Genomic DNA, 16,740 nt, shown 5'->3' with positions numbered 1-16,740 from the left:
TGGTCCCCCTCATTTCTTATAGATATTTTTTTAATTCCAATTTGGCAATCTGGCTTCTGTGTACTTCATCCGGTCCGTCAGCAAGCCGAAGCGTCCGGGCATTCGCCCATTGTGCCGCCAAAGTAAAATCATCACTGACGCCCGCTGCCCCGAATGCCTGAATGGCTCTGTCGATAACGCGTAAGGCCATACTTGGTGCTGTAACTTTGATCATCGCAATTTCCGCTTTCGCTTCTTTATTGCCGACTGTATCCATCATATAGGCCGCTTTCAGTGTCAAAAGCCGTGCCTGTTCGATATCAATGCGCGAGTCCGCAATCCATTCCCGGATTACGCCTTGATTGGCCAATGGCTTGCCAAATGGCGCTCGCTCGGCAACTCTGCGGCACATTTCCTCAAGCGCACGTTCGGCAGCACCGATCAGCCTCATGCAATGGTGGATTCTGCCTGGCCCCAGCCTTCCCTGCGCAATGGCAAAGCCTTTTCCTTCTCCCCAAATCATATTGCCAACCGGAACCCGGACATTATCAAAATTGATTTCGGCATGGCCATGCGGCGCATGATCGTAGCCGAAAACCGGCAGCATGCGCTCGATCGTTACACCTGGTGTATCCAAAGGCAACAAAATCATGGATTGCTGTTCATATTTCGGCGCATCCGGGTCATTTTTCCCCATGACGATGGCGATTTTGCAACGAGGATCGCCAGCCCCTGAAGACCACCATTTTCTTCCGTTGACGATATATTCATCTCCATCTCTCATAATGGTTGCAGAGATATTAGTCGCGTCACTCGATGCCACAGCCGGTTCAGTCATCGAAAAGCACGAACGAATATCACCATTCAACAGCGGTTCGAGCCATCTCTTCTTCTGCTCTTCTGTGCCGTAACGCACCAATACTTCCATATTGCCGGTATCCGGTGCCCCGCAATTAAAGACTTCCGGCCCAATCAGCGATCTGCCCATGATTTCACACAAAGGCGCATATTCCTGATTGCTAAGGCCTGCTCCGTATTCACTGTCTGGTAAAAAGAGATTCCACAGCCCCTGTTCTTTCGCTTTCTGCTTCAACTCTTTCATCACAGGCGGCACTTGAGACCATCGGTTGTTCTGTCCGTTCAATTGCTGTTCAAAAACCTTCTCATTTGGATAGACATGCTCTTCCATAAAATTGTTCAAGCGCTTCTGCAAATCTTTAGTTTTTTGAGAATAGGAAAAATCCAAAATAACTTCCACCTTTCTTTATACTGACCAGTTGGTATGTTCAGAATATTAGTTTAATGGTAGCTTTTCTATACATTCTTTGCAAGGCTTTGAAAGCTCTTCTTCCGAATTCTCTTAAAAATTGGAATCATGAATAAAAAACTTATTGACCATTTCGGAATTATCCGGTATCTTAAAGATAACTTGAGGAAAGAGGTGGGGTATTATGGCTATCCATATCATTGCAACGAAACAGCAAATCCAGTCTATAGTATCCCGCTCCGTGTATCGCTGAAGATACGCTTCTTCCATTATGCCCGGGAACCATGGACTGCGATTTGCAAGACGCATCCATGGTTTTTTATTATGCATAAAAATTGGAGGAACTTAAATTGACAATTATTGAAAAGTACGGCTGGAATGAAAACTGGCAAGAGAAAATTGAAACAAACGGTGTACCGGGGCGTGTGGTACTGGAACATAAAAATCTTTACCGCGTGGTTACAGATCACGGTGAGTGGCTCAGCTCACTATCCGGAAAATACAGACACAGCCATGCGAAATCAGAATTCCCTTCTGTCGGTGACTGGGTCGTTATCGAACAGATGCCGGGTGAAGAAAAAGGGATCATACATCAAGTCCTTCCCCGCATCTCCAGCTTCTCACGTAAAGCGGCAGGTGAAACTTCCGATATCCAGACGATTGCGGTCAACGTTGACTACGCGTTCCTCGTGATGTCATTGAATCACGACTTTAATGTCCGGCGGCTTGAACGTTATTTATTGGCCACTTGGGATTCAGGTGCTAATCCGGTAATCGTATTGACCAAAAAGGATCAATGCGACGACATCGAACCTTATTTGAAAGAAGTGGAATCGGTCGCTTTCGGAATACCGGTCCATACCGTCTCCAGTGTCACTCTGGAAGGGATTTCTGATTTGCAGAATATACTGGCCGGTTCCAGGACAGGTGCGCTGCTCGGTTCGTCCGGCGTCGGCAAATCTTCCCTGATCAATGCACTCGCCGGCACCGAATTGATGGCCGTCCAGGAAATCCGGGAAGACGACAGTAAAGGACGCCACACGACAACGCACCGTGAAATGGTGCTGCTGCCAAGCGGCGGATTGCTGATCGATACACCCGGAATGCGCGAATTCCAGCTCGGCGATTATTCTGAAGGCGTGGAATCCGGCTTTACGGATGTGGAAACTTTGGCGGACGCCTGCCGTTTCCGTGATTGCGCCCACGGCAATGAACCCGGCTGCGCAATCCGGGAAGCACTTGATACAGGTGAACTTGAGCCTGAGCGCTTCCGCAGCTATGTAAAACTCAAACGCGAACTTGCCCATATGGAACGCAAAAGCGATCTGGCGGCACAAAAAGCCGAGCGCTCGAAGTGGAAGCAGATTACGAAAGATTCAAGAAAACGTCCAGTTAAAAAGCGCTGAATAGAAATGAAAAGAGGCAAGACGCATTGATGCGTCTTGCCTCTGCTTGTCGAGAAAAATATAGTTTTAAAGCCGATATTCCGCAAAACAGCTTCGAAGACATTAGCCGACACTTGCGAGGCTAAGTCTTTGCGACGAAGCAGCGAAGCGATGCAGGAGCACATGTTATTCCCCGCAATCCCCTAGGAGTCTTCGCTGTTTTGCTCCATATCTCAATTCGCGTTCTAAAATAGAAAAGTCTATTACTTTTAATGTCTGAAGAAGACGTTCCTTCAGTTAAGACGAAACTTAAATGAAGCGTCAGGCGGCGACTCCTGCAGGAAATAGAGCGAGTCCTGAGACCCCGCAGGGAGCGTAGCGACTGAGGAGGCTCAGGCAGCTCCCTGCGGAACGCGTCCGCCTAAAGCGAAATGATTTGAGAAGTGTCGGTTTCTTGCCTCTTTCCTATTCCATCCCCGCTTCTGTCAGTCCATGCTTAACTGCATAAAGAGCAGCCTGCGTGCGGTCCTGCACCTCGAGCTTCGTAAAGATATTTGAAATATGCGTTTTCACCGTTTTTTCTGTCACATATAACGCCGACGCGATTTCCCGGTTGCTTTTCCCTTTTGTCAATTCCGCCAGCACTTCTTTTTCCCGCGGCGTCAAATAATTGACGGTATGCGGCGCTGGTTCTGCCGGCCCTTTCAACAATTCAGAAGTCGCTTTCGGATGCAGCGTATTTTCGCCTCTCATCAAACTGCGCAACGATTCCACCAGCTCATCCGGTTCGATATCTTTCAGTTGATAGCCCGCCGCTCCCGCTTCGATCGCCGGCACGACGTGGTCACGGTCCGAAAAACTGGTCAGCATCAGCACAATGATTCCAGGATGCTTTTCCTTTATTTTGCGTGTAGCCTGAATTCCGTCCATGACCGGCATCACCAAATCCATCAACACAATATCAGGACGGAGTCTCTCAGCCATTTCGACCGCTTCCTTGCCATTCACCGCTTCACCGACCACTTCAATATCTTTCTGGGTCTTCAGAAAAAACAGCAGCCCTCTCCTGACTACATGATGATCATCCGCTATTAAAACCTTCATCAATCCATCCCCCTCCCTTAATAAGGAATTCTTACAAGAATTTCCGTCCCTTTATCCATTGCACTGGACCATTCCACTGTGCCGCCTTCGGATTTTGCCCGCTCTTTCATGCTAAGCATCCCGATCGATGGAATATACAGTTTTTCATCCATCACAAACCCTCTGCCTTCATCTTTCAACACAAGGAGTACGTCCGTCTGGGTAACCGACAGGAATAATTGTCCCCGGTCTGTGCCCGCATGTTTCCGGATATTATTCAATGCTTCCTGCGCAATGCGGAATAAAGTCTCTTCAATTCTTGAAGGAAGCTGGATGACGCCGTTCACTTTCGTTTCCAGCTCAAGACCCAGCATTTCAGCATAGCCTTTTATCCCTTCCAGCAAGCCGCTTTCGAGTCCTTTCGGCCGCAATTGCCATATCAGCGCACGCATTTCATTCAGCGCTTCCTGTGTCAGGTGCTGAATATCGCTGAACGTTTCCCGGATTGCCGGCTCCTCTGACATCTCCACGCCGCCTCTTGCGGTAAGCGTTACGGAAAACAGTAATTGGTTGACTGAATCATGCAGATCACGGGCCAGTCTATTGCGTTCAGTCACCAGCGCCAATTCCTGCTCCTGCTTGGTCAGGCCGATGCGTTTGATGGCGGAACCGATCTGAAAAGCGACGGATTCCAACAACGCCAGTTCATCCGTAGAAAAACGCTCCCGGTCAGGCGCCGCGATATTCAGCAAGCCGAATCTTTCCGTTCCGGATTGCAGCGGAACCGTCGCGTGATGCGTGATGTTGCCATGGTCTCCAGTCTTTTCCGCTATTGAATTCTCGATTCGCTGGCAGGCGATGATATTTGAAGCTTTCTCCAAATCTCCATCATGATACCTTTTGACACACCAGCAGCCGCCTTTTTGAAGGTGGCGGCAATCATCTTCCTTCAGTGCCGAAGGAAGATTCGCCTGCGCCATGAGCCTATGCTTCCCTTCCCCGTCAATAAAGAAAATCCAGGCTGTTTCAAAATTCGAACCATCCAAAAGCTTCCGGATGGCCCCAGTCAGCATCCGTTCCATATCCGTTTCCTCATTCAGCAATTCTGCAATTTCCTTCAGCAGAATTACATTGGAATGCTCGCTCAGCTCCATATTTCCACCTCACCACCGTTAATCCAACCATACCTGTTTTGAGCCTGGTTGCGCTTCATACTTTCGAATGAGAAAAGCCCCCTTTCACAAGGGAGCCTTCCATTTATCCCGTATTAACGGTCAGTAAGACTTACGCTTTTCCAAAGCGTGAGATCAACTGACCGTATAAACCCGTTTGGATCAACTAACATTCAGTGGGGATGAAGCGTCCCCACTGAATGAAGTTTCTCTTTATCTGTTATTCACTGCATCAAGAAAAGATTCCTTGATCAATTCCAGCTTTTCATCGCTTTCCTGTTCCGTATTTCCTTTAACACTGAAATAGAATTTCACTTTCGGTTCCGTTCCGCTTGGGCGAAGGCATACCCAGGAGCCGTCTTCGAGGAAATATTTCAGCACATTGGCCTGCGGCAATTCGATTTTTTCGCTCTTATCCAAGTCGGTAAAGATCCGATTCTGTGTTTCGTAATCCTCTATGGAAGTCACAGCGATTCCGGCTATGGACTGCAATGGGTTCTGACGCATGCCATCCAATAACGATTGTATTTCCCGTGCACCGTCCGCGCCTTTTTTCGTCACCGATACCAGCGCTTCCCGGTACCAGCCATGGCGATTGTATAACTCGACCAGCACCTCGTGCAGGGTTTTCCCTTGCGTCTTATAATACGCAGCCGCTTCAACGAGAAGCAGCACCGATTGCACTGCATCTTTATCGCGAGCAAAATCGCGGATCAGGTAACCATAACTTTCTTCGTAGCCAAATAAAAACTCGAATTCTCCTGTACTGTCATTTTCTCTCAGCTTTTCACCGATGAATTTGAAGCCGGTCAGGACATCAGTGGTTTTGACTCCGTAGGAATCCCCCACCGCGCGGCCGAACTCAGAAGTCACAATCGTTTTGAAAATACGGCCGTTGCCAGGAAGTTCACCTTTTGCTTTTTTCTGGCTCAATAAATATTCAATCAGGATGGCCCCTGTTTGATTGCCGGACAGCAATTCGTAATGTTCCCCGTTTGTCACCGCAATACCGACGCGGTCTCCATCAGGATCGACTGCGACAAGTAATTCGGCACCGGCTTCTTTGCCGTATTGCTTCGCTAATTCAAAAGCGCCCGCTTCTTCAGGATTCGGTGAAGATACAGTCGGAAACTCGCCGTCCGGTTCCATCTGTTCAGCAACGTAAGTGACGTCCGTGTAGCCTGCTTTTTGGAGCAATTGCTGCACCGTTGCACCCGATGCACCGTGAAGCGGTGTAAATACAGCCTGAATCGGCGAAGCTGCTTGCTGCTCGCGGACAGTCAAAGCATTTGCCAGATAAGCCTGATCGAGAGTATCCCCCACTGTAACCAATAATTCCGGAGCATAGTTTTCATTAACAATTGTCAATTCATCTTCTACCTGGCTGACGAAGTCAGTGACACGGTCCGCATCTTCCAAATTCAGTTGAGCGCCGTCTTCCCCGTAAACTTTATAGCCATTGTACTCAGGCGGATTATGGCTGGCCGTGATGACCACACCCATAAACGCGTGCAAGTAACGGACGCTGAAAGAAAGTTGCGGCGTTGTGCGTGTACCATTATATAAATATGTGTGGATTCCGTTTGAAGCAAAAGTTCTGGCAGCTTCTTCCGCAAATTCCGGAGACATTCGACGGCTGTCGTAAGCGATGGCAATTCCCCTTGCCATCGCTTCGGCTCCATTTGACTTTATGTAATCCGCTATCCCCTGTGATGCTTTGCGCACTGTGTAGACATTCATGCGGTTTGTGCCGGGCCCGATTTCCCCTCGCATGCCGCCTGTGCCGAAAGTGAGATCCTGATAGAATGCGTCTTCCGCCATTTTTTCATCTTCCTGAAGCAGGTCCAGCGATTTTCTCGTATCTTCATCCAGTCCCTCGTGATCCAGCCAGCGTTTGATCCGTTCCTTCCAATTCATAAAGATCCCTCCATCCATAATACGTACAACATATTTAATCTATTTCCAGTTTACCAAAAATGAAGAAAAAAAACCGCCTCCATCAGGAAGCGGTCAGTGAATTTCATTTTATTGGCCGAATTTAATCTTTCTTGTACTCGACGCGGTAGACATCATGTCTCCGGTCCTTCAATTGTTTGACGGTACCGTTCTGGCGCTGGCGGCGAAGAATTTCCAAGTCGACATCCCCGATCAGGACCATTTCAAGATTGGCATTTGTTTCCCCAACGATGCCATCGCGCGCAAATTCGAAATCCGATGGAGCAAAAATTCCGGATTGCGCGTATTGGATATCCATATTTTCAGTTTGCGGCAAGTTGCCGACCGTTCCCGAAATGACGGTGTAGATCTGGTTTTCCACAGCACGCGCCTGTGCGCAGTAGCGTACACGAAGATAACCTTGACGGTCTTCCGTACAGAATGGGGAGAAGATGATATTCGCTCCCATATCTGTCGCGATGCGCGCAAGTTCAGGGAATTCGATATCATAACAGATCTGGATGGCGATTTTCCCGCAATCCGTATCGAATACGCGGACTGAATCTCCAGCAGAAATCCCCCACCACTTCCGCTCATTTGGCGTAATGTGGATTTTGTACTGCTTGTCGATGGAACCATCGCGACGGAACAGATAAGCGATATTATAGATTTCATCATCTTCCTCTTTCACGAAATGGGAACCGCCGATTATATTCACGTTATAACGGACCGCGAGATCGGTGAAGAGTTCGATATACTGAGGCGTATATTCGGTCAGTTTACGCACTGCCTGGCTCGGTGATGGTTCATTCAGGAACGACATCAGCTGAGTCGTGAATATTTCTGGAAATACGACGAAATCGGAATGGGCATCGGATGCCACATCGACAAAGTATTCCACCTGGCTCGCCAAGTCATCGAATGATTCAATGGCACGCATCAGATATTGCACAACACAAATACGGACCGGCAGGCTCGTCTTGAAATGCCGTTTGGATACCGGTTTGTAATCCACGTTATTCCATTCCATCAATGTCGCGTATTTTCCTGAAGCCTTGTCATCCCGAAGGTAATTCGGATTGATGCGCATCAACTGGAAACCGTTCATTAATTGGAAAGTAAGTACAGGGTCATAAATTTTATGGCGGGATACCGCATCCACATATTCACGCGGCGACATTTCGTCTGCATGTTTGTGATAATTCGGAATCCGTCCGCCGATGATGATCGATTTCAGGTTCAGCTCACGCGCCAACTCCTTGCGGGCTTCGTATAGCCGCTGGCCGACCTGCATGCGACGGTATTCAGGATGCACCATCACTTCGATGCCGTACATATTGTAGCCGTCCTGGTTATGGTTCGTAATGTAACCGCCATCTGTGACATCGTCCCAGGTATGACGGTCGTCGTATTCATCGAAATTTATCAGAAGACTTGAGCAGGAACCAATCACTTTGCCATCCAGTTCCGCAACCAGCTGGCCTTGCGGGAATACGCCCAAATGGCTTCTTAACTGCTCTTCTTCCCAAGGTTCCATGCCCGGGAAACATAAACGCTGCATCTCTAGAATGGCATTTATATCAGCATAGCTCATCTCACGGATGATCATGCTCTTTTCAAAATGGGATAAATCGAATTGTTCTGCCACTTTAGCCACTCCTTCACAAAAGTATCACATCTTATTATATCGGATATACACAGAGGTTAATATTATTTTACTTGCCCCAGCTAAAGAATTATAATTCTATAGTAGCTATTTAACAAGAGAGGACCTGCCATATGACGAAAATCCAAGAAAATCTTTTGCTTGGCATCTGGGCGACAGCTTTGATAGCCACTGCCGGCTCCCTCTATTTTTCTGAGGTCCGCGGCTATGTTCCATGTGAACTTTGCTGGATCCAGCGTATCTTCATGTATCCGCTGGTCATCGTTGTCGGTGTGGCTTATTTCCAGAAGAATGCCAAAATCGCCCTAACTTCGCTGATCATCTCAGGAATCGGGGGCATGATTTCCCTTTATCATTACGGAATTCAGAAATTGGCCTTTCTTTCCGAGTCTGCCCCTTCATGCGGACAGGTTCCGTGCACAGGCCAGTACATTAATTATTTCGGCTTTATCACCATTCCATTTTTAGCGCTTATCGCTTTCATTTTAATTGCCGGAATGAGTATTTATTTGCTGAAAACAATCAAGGAGGAAAACTAAATTGAAAAAAATGCTTATCATCGGCGGCGTTGTCCTCGCCATTTTCGCTTTGATCATTGTTCTTACACAAATGTCCCAAAATGAGAAACTGGCAAATAACCCGTACGATACAGATGATCTGGACCCTGCAACCATCGACCAGCTGGATGATGAAAATTATCAGAACATCGCTTTGCCGGATGAAGTTGCTGAACAGATTGAAAGCGGCGAGCCCACTACGGTTTATTTCTTCAGCCCGACTTGCGTGTATTGCCAGAACACGACGCCAATTTTGATGCCGGTCGCGGAAGATATGGATGTGGACGTCCTGCAATACAATCTGTTAGAGTATGAACAGGGCTGGACGGATTATTTCATCGAAGCGACACCGACACTTGTCCATTATGAAAACGGCGAAGAAGTTTCACGCTGGGTCGGATCGCAGCCAAAAGAGAATATCGAGGAATTTTTCACAGAAGTCGTTAAAAAATAACTGACAAGAGAGCAATGTGCACTGCGCATGCTCTTTTTTTATGGAGGAAACGAAATGAGCTGGAATTACGAAATCAAAGATGACGGCATGACCGTCGAAGAATTGCTGCGCACCGAATGGGGCCTCGGCAAGAAAGTTGTCCATGAACTGCGTATGGCTAAATCCGTTAAGAACGATAAATTCCAGGAAGTCGTCTGGAAAGAACCGCTTTCAAAAGGAACGGTTCTGCAATTCGATTTGCCGAAAGCGGATTCGCCTTATGAACCCAACCACGACATCGAATTACCGGTGCTCTTCGAAGATGAACATTTTTTGATTGCACAAAAACCGAAAGGCATGAACACACATCCCAATGAAGTCGGGCAAAATGACACCTTCATCAATGCCATCATCGGCCACATCATCCGCGGCGGAGGTTCTTACGGTGAGCACGTACACCGGCTCGACCAGGGCACTTCAGGACTGTTGATGGTAGCAAAGCATCCGGTAGCGAAAAACATCCTGGACCGCATGCTGGAGCAGAAACAATTAGTTCGGGATTACGAGGCTGTCGTCAAAGGCAAAGTGCACAATAAATCCGGCACCATCGATTTCGCCATCGGCCGCGACCGCCATCATCCTACACGCCGCATGGTATCACCGACAGGCCAAAGCGCTGTAACGCATTATAAACTGCTGCGCCATATGGAAGGCAAGTCGCTTTTGCATCTGTCTCTTGAAACCGGCCGGACGCATCAGATCCGTACCCATCTTTCCCATATCGGGCATCCGATCATCGGTGATGAATTATACGGCGGACCGCCGACACAGGACGGCGCCTATCACCTGCACGCCTTTCGCATGTCTTTCATCCACCCGTTCACAGATGAGAAAATCGTGGTGGAAGATAAAGCAAGATAAAAAAGAAGTTCCCTTTTAAAATGAGGGAACTTCTTTTTCTTATGCTTTGACATCATCCGGATTCGTACCCGTTCGCCAATCCTGGTTCAAACCATCAATGGCTTTTATTTCTTCCGCTGCCAATGAAAAATCATAGACATCCGCATTTTCTATAATGCGTGAAGGCGTCACCGATTTTGGAATCACGATGAGATCATTCTGTAAATGCCAGCGGATGATCACCTGTGCAATCGTCTTATTGTGCTTAGCTGCAATTTCGGCCAGTACGGCGTCATCCAGCAGACGGCCCCGCGCAAGCGGCGACCAGGAAGTCACCGCTATTTTCTGTTGCGCACAGAATTCGCGCAGCGGTTCCTGTGTCAATTGAGGATGCAGTTCAATTTGATTGACCATCGGTTTTGTGTTCGCTTTTGCCAAAATCCGCTCCAAATGCGGCTGATGATGGTTCGAAACACCAATTGCGCGCACCAGTTTCTCATCGTACAAGCGCTGAATGGCACGGTAGGTTTCTTCGTATTTACCCGGTACTGCCCAATGCGTCAGATAAAGATCCAGATAATCAAACCCGAGACGCTCCAGGGATGCTTCAAAAGCGCGAAGCGTCTGGTCATATCCCTGATCCGTATTCCATACTTTCGACGTGATGAATAAATCTTCCCGTTTTACAGCCGAGTTTCGTACCGCTTCCCCGACTTCCTGTTCATTTTCATAAACAGCCGCTGTGTCAATCGCCTTGTATCCTGCTTCGATTGCGGTGATCATTGCATTGACCGCCTCTTCCTTGTCCGTCATTTTATAGACGCCAAGACCGAATCGCGGCATTTCCACACCGTTATGTAAGGTTTTTGTAGAATTGATCGTTAAATCCATTGGGCTCACCCTTTCTTCTATTATTGTACAAATTCAACAGCATATTTTCGAGTTTTTCAACTCCACTTTACTCCAAAGAAAAAAACCGCCATAAATGGCGGTTTTAGATGCGTGGACGGCTGGCAACCGCTGCGTTGATGAATAGCACGATGGCACTTAGTAAATGCAATGCCCAACCGATGACCGGGAACCAGGCCAATAAACTGGTGATTAATCCCAGAATCGGACCCGATTTCGGCGAATATTCACGGAAACAGAAGAATAAGGTCACCGCGTGCAAGACAAACATGAAACCAAGTACCGCGTAGCCTGTGCTGATGACAAACGATCCGCCGATGATCGGGATTGCCAGAAATGCCTCTGCAATAGCTGAAACCCATAGCAATGCAGCAGAAATTTTCATTTTCATCGATAATCAACCTTTCCCTCTAATTATTTTCTCTACCTTAGTATACGGACGAAACCTGAAACGGTTTCAGTAGTTTCCATAAAACAATAAAACCGACAGAAAATCTCCATAATTCAATAAGGACTTATATTTCATTTTTCCCTGCTTTCCGCTATACTAAACTAAGATGCATATTTCAAGGAGGTCGTTATAAATGAACTTAATCCTTATTTTAGGCGTTTGTGTTGCTTTCCTTGCAGCGATTTTCACTGCTGGATACGACGACAAACCAGGTACTTACGATAAAGAATAGCATTGTAAAAGGACAGCGGAAAATTTCCGCTGTCCTTTTTTTAATCTAAACCGGGATATCCCTGCTGGCGCAGCGCTTCGTACATCAGGATCGCAGCAGTATTCGACAGATTCAGCGACCTGATATTATCATTCATCGGAATCCGCAGGCAATGGTCCGGATTCGCTTCGAGCAATTCCGGCGGCAATCCTTTCGTCTCCTGGCCGAACACGAAGAAATGATCTTTTTCCTGATCCGAAAAATCGAACGTCGTATGAGGTTTCGAACCGAACTTCGTGATGTAATAAAATTCGCCATCTGGATAACTGTCAAACAGCTCATCCAGTGAGTCATGGTAGGTCAAATCCACATGCTCCCAGTAATCCAACCCGGCACGTTTCAACATTTTATCATCAGTTGAAAATCCAAGCGGCCGAACCAAATGCAACCTGACCCCGGTCCCAGCGCACGAACGCGCGATATTTCCTGTATTCGCCGGTATCAACGGCTGATATAAAACAATATTTATGGCCACTCTCTTCACTTATCCTTTCGACTTTTCAGCAAAAAATGCCAATCCTTTTTGAATTTCCTCCAGCACTTCGCTGTCTTTTTCCTTTTCTTCCGCTATTTTTAAAGCATGCAGCCCTTCAGCCGTACCGATTTTACCGATTGCCCAGGCTGCCGTTCCACGAATAACCGGACGTTCATCTGATACCAGCAGATCGATCAATGCCGGCACAGCGCTTACTTCCTTGAAATGCGCCAAAGCAAGTATGGCATTGCGCTGAATCGGCTTCTTGCCTCTCCAGGAACCCGACACATAGCCGAACTTCTCTTTGAACTCCCGGTTTGAGATCTTTAATAACGGCTCAAGCAACGGCTTGGCTATTTCAGGATCCGGTTCAAATTCGGCGTGGATCTGGTTCGCTTTCCGTTTATTTTTCGGACAAACCGTCTGGCAAGTGTCACACCCATATAGCCGATTCCCGATTTTCGAACGGAATTCATCCGGCAAAAAGCCTTTTGTCTGCGTCAAAAACGAAATGCAGCGCTGTGCGTTCAATTGTCCGCCTTCTACAATAGCACCTGTCGGACAAGTATCGATGCACAGCCGGCAGTCGCCGCATTGATCTTCCATCGGTTCATCCAGCGTAAACGGAATATTGGTGATCATTTCACCCAGATAGACATAAGAGCCGAATTCCGGCGTAATGATATTGGTGTTCTTCGCACTCCAACCGATTCCCGCGCGCTCTGCGACGGCACGGTCGGACAATTCCCCTGTATCCACCATCGAACGCATTCGAGCATCGGGATAATGCGAGGCAATGAACGCTTCCAGCAAAGTCAGCCGTTCACGCAAAGCGGCATGATAATCTTTGCCCCAGGACGAACGTGAAAAAATACCCCTCCTTGCTCCTTTTGTTCCTTGCGGCGCATCATTCATTTTTGATGGATATGCTATGGCGATTGCTATGATCGTCACCGCTTCTTCAAGCAGCAACTCGGGGTGTGTGCGTTTTTCGACATCCTGTTCTTCGAAACCCGATTGATACTGCAGCTGCTGCTGGCGTATCAATTGATGCTTTAAATTAAAGAATGGTTCCGCTGAAGCAAAACCGATTTTATCTATTCCGATTTCCGAGGCATAAGCAACGAGCTCTTTTTGAAATTGTCCAAGATTCATGCTGATAACCCCTTCTGTGAATATATGATACGATAAAGTAAATTGCTGATGTGAAAGGATGAGTGCAGTGGAAATAACAGTCGATCCCCGTATTTCTGAAATTCTTTCTGATTTTAAAGTTGGAATCATTCATTATAACAATATCACCGTTTCCGATTCTCCTCAAATGTTAAAAGGCCGTCTCCAGCTTTTCCAGGAACAATTATTCTTCGACCTGGAGGATAAAGAACTGTCTGATTTTCCTGGCCTGCTCGAATGGAAAGTGAACTGGAAAGCGCTTGGTGCGGACCCTAACCGCTACCGCCCGTCGGCAGAAGCACTGTTCCGGAGAGTGAAGAAACAAAATTATCTCACACCGGTCCATTCCGGTGTCGATATGAATAACTTTCTTTCGCTTCAATATGAAATTCCCTTGGGACTATACGATGCCGATAAAATTGAAGGCGATGTCTCCGTAACGATCGGGACTGAACGTGACCAATATGAAGGCATCAATAACCGGCTGAATACGTTGGCGAATATACTCGTTACAAAAGACCAGCAAGGTGCATTCGGCAGCCCATATGTCGACTCCAAAAGAACCGCTGTAACCGAACAGACTACAAACGCTTTGCATATCTTTTATCTGCGCCCTTCCATGGACCGTGACACAGCACTCGAATTACTAGCGGCCGCCGCCAATATGTTTACCGGCATCAACGGCGGAGAAGCAGATTTTTATGTCATTTAACAATATGCCTGAGCCGTTTAACGCTGCTCAGGCATATTTCTTTTCGTGCAGCGCTTACATGCAGTACACTCGGATTAATCTGAATAAAAGAGGGATCTTACTTTGAAACCTATCTATACTGATGTAATCCAGTTCCGGGGAAGCCATTACGATTTCGGTTATATGCAAGGATTGAAACTGAAAGATTCACTTATCCTGCCAAATCGCCGTAAACAATTTGGCACCTCCAACCGTCACTTGATGATCAACGAAAAAGAAGCAAGAGACATGCTGCTCACATATGCCCCAAGAGTTTGGGAAGAAATCAATGGCCTGGCGGATGCGCTCGGTTGGAACATGCACGATGCCATCCGTGAATTCGGCGGCTATTACCTTGAATACACGAGAAGTGGCTGTTCCATTTTAACCGGCTCTGATTTCATGATCCGCAATTATGACAGTTCTCCACAAGGATATGAAGGGAGATTTGCGCTTTATCAACCAACTGACGGCGGATACGCAACAATCGGACCTACCATGCAAATTACCGGCCGTACCGATGGACTCAACGAAAAAGGCTTGTCCATGGGCTATAATTTCATCAATCGCCGTAACTCGGAAGACGGCTTCATCTGCAATATGATCGGCCGCTTAATCCTCGAAAACTGTGCCGATATCAATGAAGCAATCGAACTTTTGGAAGAACTCCCCCACCGCCGTTCGTTCAGTTATGTATTGCTGGACCGCAGCGGAAGATCAGTGGTCGTAGAAGCATCTCCACGATCTGTTGTTGTTCGGGAAGCTTCTGTATCCACTAATCACTTCGAATTGCTGACAGAAGAAAACCGTTACCAGTCAGATGATTCAAAGCGCCGTGAGCAGGCATTACTAACGCACCAAAAGCAATCTGAAGACGCCTACAGTGCATTCAGACTGCTCAACGATCTGGACAGCGGTGTCTTCTCAATGAAATACAGCACCGCATCTGGTACGCTGCACACCGCTTCCTACTTCCCTCATAGCCTTGAAGTAGGTTTTGCATTGGGACCTGATCGTCTCCCCTTAATGATGGATTTTCAAAAATGGGTGGATGGTGAACGGTTATATGCAAAACGCATCAACGGGAAAATAGACACCCATCTGCCTTTTGCACATATGTCAGAAATGTAGTTTAAAATTTCATTATATTAAGATAGAAAAAAGCCCTGACTATTGGTCAGGGCTTTTTTCTTCTTACCGCTTGGCATACAGTAAGGATAATACCGGCGGTCGGGGTCGAACCGACACTCCGGTGAAGGAACGGGATTTTGAGTCCCGCGCGTCTGCCAATTCCGCCACGCCGGCAAAATGTCTAAGCGACAATAAATAATATAACATACTACCTATTAATTAGACAAGCAGTTTTTAAAGAGCATCGAAACTTATATATAAAAAAACACCGACTCTGATATCAGAATCGATGTTTATAAAGGGCAGGCAGGCCCTTTTGTGATACCGGCGGTCGGGGTCGAACCGACACTCCCGTGAAGGAACGGGATTTTGAGTCCCGCGCGTCTGCCAATTCCGCCACGCCGGCAAAATATAATGGAGGCGGCAACCGGACTCGAACCGGTGATAAGGGTGTTGCAGACCCATGCCTTACCACTTGGCTATGCCGCCAATTTTTGGAGCGGAAGACGGGGGTCGAACCCGCGACCTCCACCTTGGCAAGGTGGCGTTCTACCACTGAACTACTTCCGCATTAAAGCTGGGGTACCTGGATTCGAACCAGGGCATGACGGGATCAAAACCCGTTGCCTTACCGCTTGGCTATACCCCAATAATAAGATGGGGCGGACGAGGGGAATTGAACCCCCGAATGCCGGAATCACAATCCGGTGCGTTAACCACTTCGCCACGACCGCCACGTTATTATTTTATAAGTGCATTAAATTATGTTTTTAAAAAATGGGGCGGACGAGGGGAATTGAACCCCCGAGTGCCGGAATCACAATCCGGTGCGTTAACCACTTCGCCACGACCGCCAAGATGTATTTTTATAAAAATGGCAGGGGCAGTAGGAATCGAACCCACATCGGAGGTTTTGGAGACCTCTGTTCTACCGTTAAACTATGCCCCTAAAAACTGGTGGTGGGGGGCAGATTCGAACTGCCGAACCCGAAGGAGCGGATTTACAGTCCGCCGCGTTTAGCCACTTCGCTACCCCACCGTGTGGTGCCGGAGAAAGGACTTGAACCCTCAACCTACTGATTACAAGTCAGTTGCTCTACCAGTTGAGCTACTCCGGCATGGAGAAAATTTAAAATATGGTGGGTCAGGACGGAATCGAACCGCCGACACTTAGAGCTTCAATCTAATGCTCTACCAACTGAGCTACTGACCCATATTTTTGT

Annotated in this window: 15 protein-coding genes and 11 tRNA genes; 6 read left to right on the top strand and 20 right to left on the bottom strand. The window is 47.5% G+C overall.

The features are described 5' to 3' along the window. Positions 1–16 precede the first annotated feature (16 nt). Positions 17–1,225, bottom strand: coding sequence for an acyl-CoA dehydrogenase (locus CXF70_RS14315; protein ID WP_101803241.1), 1,209 nt, complete (start codon positions 1,223–1,225; stop codon positions 17–19). Between the two features lie 371 nt (positions 1,226–1,596). Between CXF70_RS14315 and rsgA the strand changes: the two genes are divergently transcribed. Beyond that, complete coding sequence (gene rsgA / locus CXF70_RS14310; protein WP_101803240.1) at positions 1,597–2,652, top strand: ribosome small subunit-dependent GTPase A; 1,056 nt, start codon at positions 1,597–1,599, stop codon at positions 2,650–2,652. Between the two features lie 444 nt (positions 2,653–3,096). Here the strand turns inward: rsgA and CXF70_RS14305 are convergent, their stop codons facing one another. The 4 genes from CXF70_RS14305 to CXF70_RS14290 all read right to left on the bottom strand — a co-directional run bounded on the left by CXF70_RS14305 (position 3,097) and on the right by CXF70_RS14290 (position 8,469). Continuing rightward, complete coding sequence (locus CXF70_RS14305) at positions 3,097–3,738, bottom strand: response regulator (RefSeq protein ID WP_084242609.1); 642 nt, start codon at positions 3,736–3,738, stop codon at positions 3,097–3,099. A gap of 14 nt (positions 3,739–3,752) precedes the next feature. Further along, complete coding sequence (locus tag CXF70_RS14300; protein WP_101803239.1) at positions 3,753–4,868, bottom strand: GAF domain-containing sensor histidine kinase; 1,116 nt, start codon at positions 4,866–4,868, stop codon at positions 3,753–3,755. Between the two features lie 231 nt (positions 4,869–5,099). Continuing rightward, a complete protein-coding gene (locus CXF70_RS14295; protein WP_101803238.1) occupies positions 5,100–6,803 on the bottom strand; it encodes a phospho-sugar mutase in 1,704 nt (567 codons plus the stop codon). Between the two features lie 121 nt (positions 6,804–6,924). After that, entirely contained in the window at positions 6,925–8,469 is a 1,545-nt protein-coding gene (locus CXF70_RS14290; RefSeq protein ID WP_084242612.1) for a carbon-nitrogen hydrolase family protein, read from the bottom strand. Positions 8,470–8,600: 131 nt separating this feature from the next. Between CXF70_RS14290 and CXF70_RS14285 the strand changes: the two genes are divergently transcribed. The 3 genes from CXF70_RS14285 to CXF70_RS14275 are packed head-to-tail and all read left to right on the top strand — an operon-like array spanning position 8,601 to position 10,398. Next, a complete protein-coding gene (locus CXF70_RS14285) occupies positions 8,601–9,026 on the top strand; it encodes a disulfide oxidoreductase (protein WP_084242613.1) in 426 nt (141 codons plus the stop codon). A 1-nt stretch (position 9,027) separates the two neighbouring features. Continuing rightward, positions 9,028–9,498, top strand: coding sequence for a thioredoxin family protein (locus tag CXF70_RS14280; protein WP_101803237.1), 471 nt, complete (start codon positions 9,028–9,030; stop codon positions 9,496–9,498). Between the two features lie 54 nt (positions 9,499–9,552). After that, positions 9,553–10,398, top strand: coding sequence for an RluA family pseudouridine synthase (locus tag CXF70_RS14275; protein ID WP_101803236.1), 846 nt, complete (start codon positions 9,553–9,555; stop codon positions 10,396–10,398). Between the two features lie 39 nt (positions 10,399–10,437). On the opposite strand, the gene CXF70_RS14270 is transcribed toward CXF70_RS14275, so the two are convergent. The 4 genes from CXF70_RS14270 to queG all read right to left on the bottom strand — a co-directional run bounded on the left by CXF70_RS14270 (position 10,438) and on the right by queG (position 13,638). Continuing rightward, complete coding sequence (locus tag CXF70_RS14270) at positions 10,438–11,268, bottom strand: aldo/keto reductase (RefSeq protein WP_101803235.1); 831 nt, start codon at positions 11,266–11,268, stop codon at positions 10,438–10,440. 103 nt (positions 11,269–11,371) lie between these two features. Further along, positions 11,372–11,671 (bottom strand): hypothetical protein, encoded by a 300-nt coding sequence (locus CXF70_RS14265; RefSeq protein ID WP_199172844.1) that lies wholly within the window; start codon positions 11,669–11,671, stop codon positions 11,372–11,374. Between the two features lie 338 nt (positions 11,672–12,009). Next, the gene (gene trmL / locus CXF70_RS14260) at positions 12,010–12,483 is read right to left on the bottom strand and encodes a tRNA (uridine(34)/cytosine(34)/5-carboxymethylaminomethyluridine(34)-2'-O)-methyltransferase TrmL (RefSeq protein WP_101803233.1); all 474 of its coding nucleotides are present in this window, start codon (positions 12,481–12,483) and stop codon (positions 12,010–12,012) included. Positions 12,484–12,492: 9 nt separating this feature from the next. Continuing rightward, positions 12,493–13,638 carry a tRNA epoxyqueuosine(34) reductase QueG gene (queG, locus tag CXF70_RS14255; protein ID WP_084242619.1) on the bottom strand — a complete coding sequence of 382 codons (1,146 nt, stop codon included), beginning with the start codon at positions 13,636–13,638 and terminating at the stop codon, positions 12,493–12,495. A 67-nt stretch (positions 13,639–13,705) separates the two neighbouring features. Here queG and CXF70_RS14250 point away from each other — a divergent pair, with 67 nt between their 5' ends. Both CXF70_RS14250 and CXF70_RS14245 read left to right on the top strand, forming a co-directional pair. Then, positions 13,706–14,368 carry a B3/B4 domain-containing protein gene (locus tag CXF70_RS14250; protein ID WP_101803232.1) on the top strand — a complete coding sequence of 221 codons (663 nt, stop codon included), beginning with the start codon at positions 13,706–13,708 and terminating at the stop codon, positions 14,366–14,368. 102 nt (positions 14,369–14,470) lie between these two features. Next, positions 14,471–15,517 carry a C45 family autoproteolytic acyltransferase/hydrolase gene (locus CXF70_RS14245; protein WP_084242620.1) on the top strand — a complete coding sequence of 349 codons (1,047 nt, stop codon included), beginning with the start codon at positions 14,471–14,473 and terminating at the stop codon, positions 15,515–15,517. A 90-nt stretch (positions 15,518–15,607) separates the two neighbouring features. On the opposite strand, the gene CXF70_RS14240 is transcribed toward CXF70_RS14245, so the two are convergent. The 11 genes from CXF70_RS14240 to CXF70_RS14190 form a co-directional block, all read right to left on the bottom strand. After that, positions 15,608–15,691, bottom strand: a tRNA-Leu gene (locus CXF70_RS14240). Between the two features lie 148 nt (positions 15,692–15,839). Continuing rightward, positions 15,840–15,923, bottom strand: a tRNA-Leu gene (locus tag CXF70_RS14235). 9 nt (positions 15,924–15,932) lie between these two features. Then, positions 15,933–16,006 (bottom strand) — tRNA-Cys (locus tag CXF70_RS14230). A gap of 6 nt (positions 16,007–16,012) precedes the next feature. Further along, positions 16,013–16,087: transfer RNA gene (locus CXF70_RS14225), tRNA-Gly, on the bottom strand. A 7-nt stretch (positions 16,088–16,094) separates the two neighbouring features. Then, positions 16,095–16,166: transfer RNA gene (locus CXF70_RS14220), tRNA-Gln, on the bottom strand. 9 nt (positions 16,167–16,175) lie between these two features. Further along, a tRNA-His gene (locus CXF70_RS14215) sits at positions 16,176–16,251 on the bottom strand. A 44-nt stretch (positions 16,252–16,295) separates the two neighbouring features. After that, positions 16,296–16,371 (bottom strand) — tRNA-His (locus CXF70_RS14210). 21 nt (positions 16,372–16,392) lie between these two features. After that, positions 16,393–16,466: transfer RNA gene (locus tag CXF70_RS14205), tRNA-Trp, on the bottom strand. Positions 16,467–16,472: 6 nt separating this feature from the next. Next, a tRNA-Tyr gene (locus CXF70_RS14200) sits at positions 16,473–16,556 on the bottom strand. Between the two features lie 3 nt (positions 16,557–16,559). Next, positions 16,560–16,635, bottom strand: a tRNA-Thr gene (locus CXF70_RS14195). A gap of 19 nt (positions 16,636–16,654) precedes the next feature. Next, positions 16,655–16,730: transfer RNA gene (locus tag CXF70_RS14190), tRNA-Phe, on the bottom strand. Positions 16,731–16,740: the final 10 nt, after the last annotated feature.

This window comes from Planomicrobium sp. MB-3u-38, from assembly GCF_002836425.1.
GTDB lineage: Bacteria > Bacillota > Bacilli > Bacillales_A > Planococcaceae > Planococcus > Planococcus okeanokoites.
Note: the sequence above shows the minus strand (reverse complement) of the source record. Positions and strands in the feature narration are given on the sequence as shown.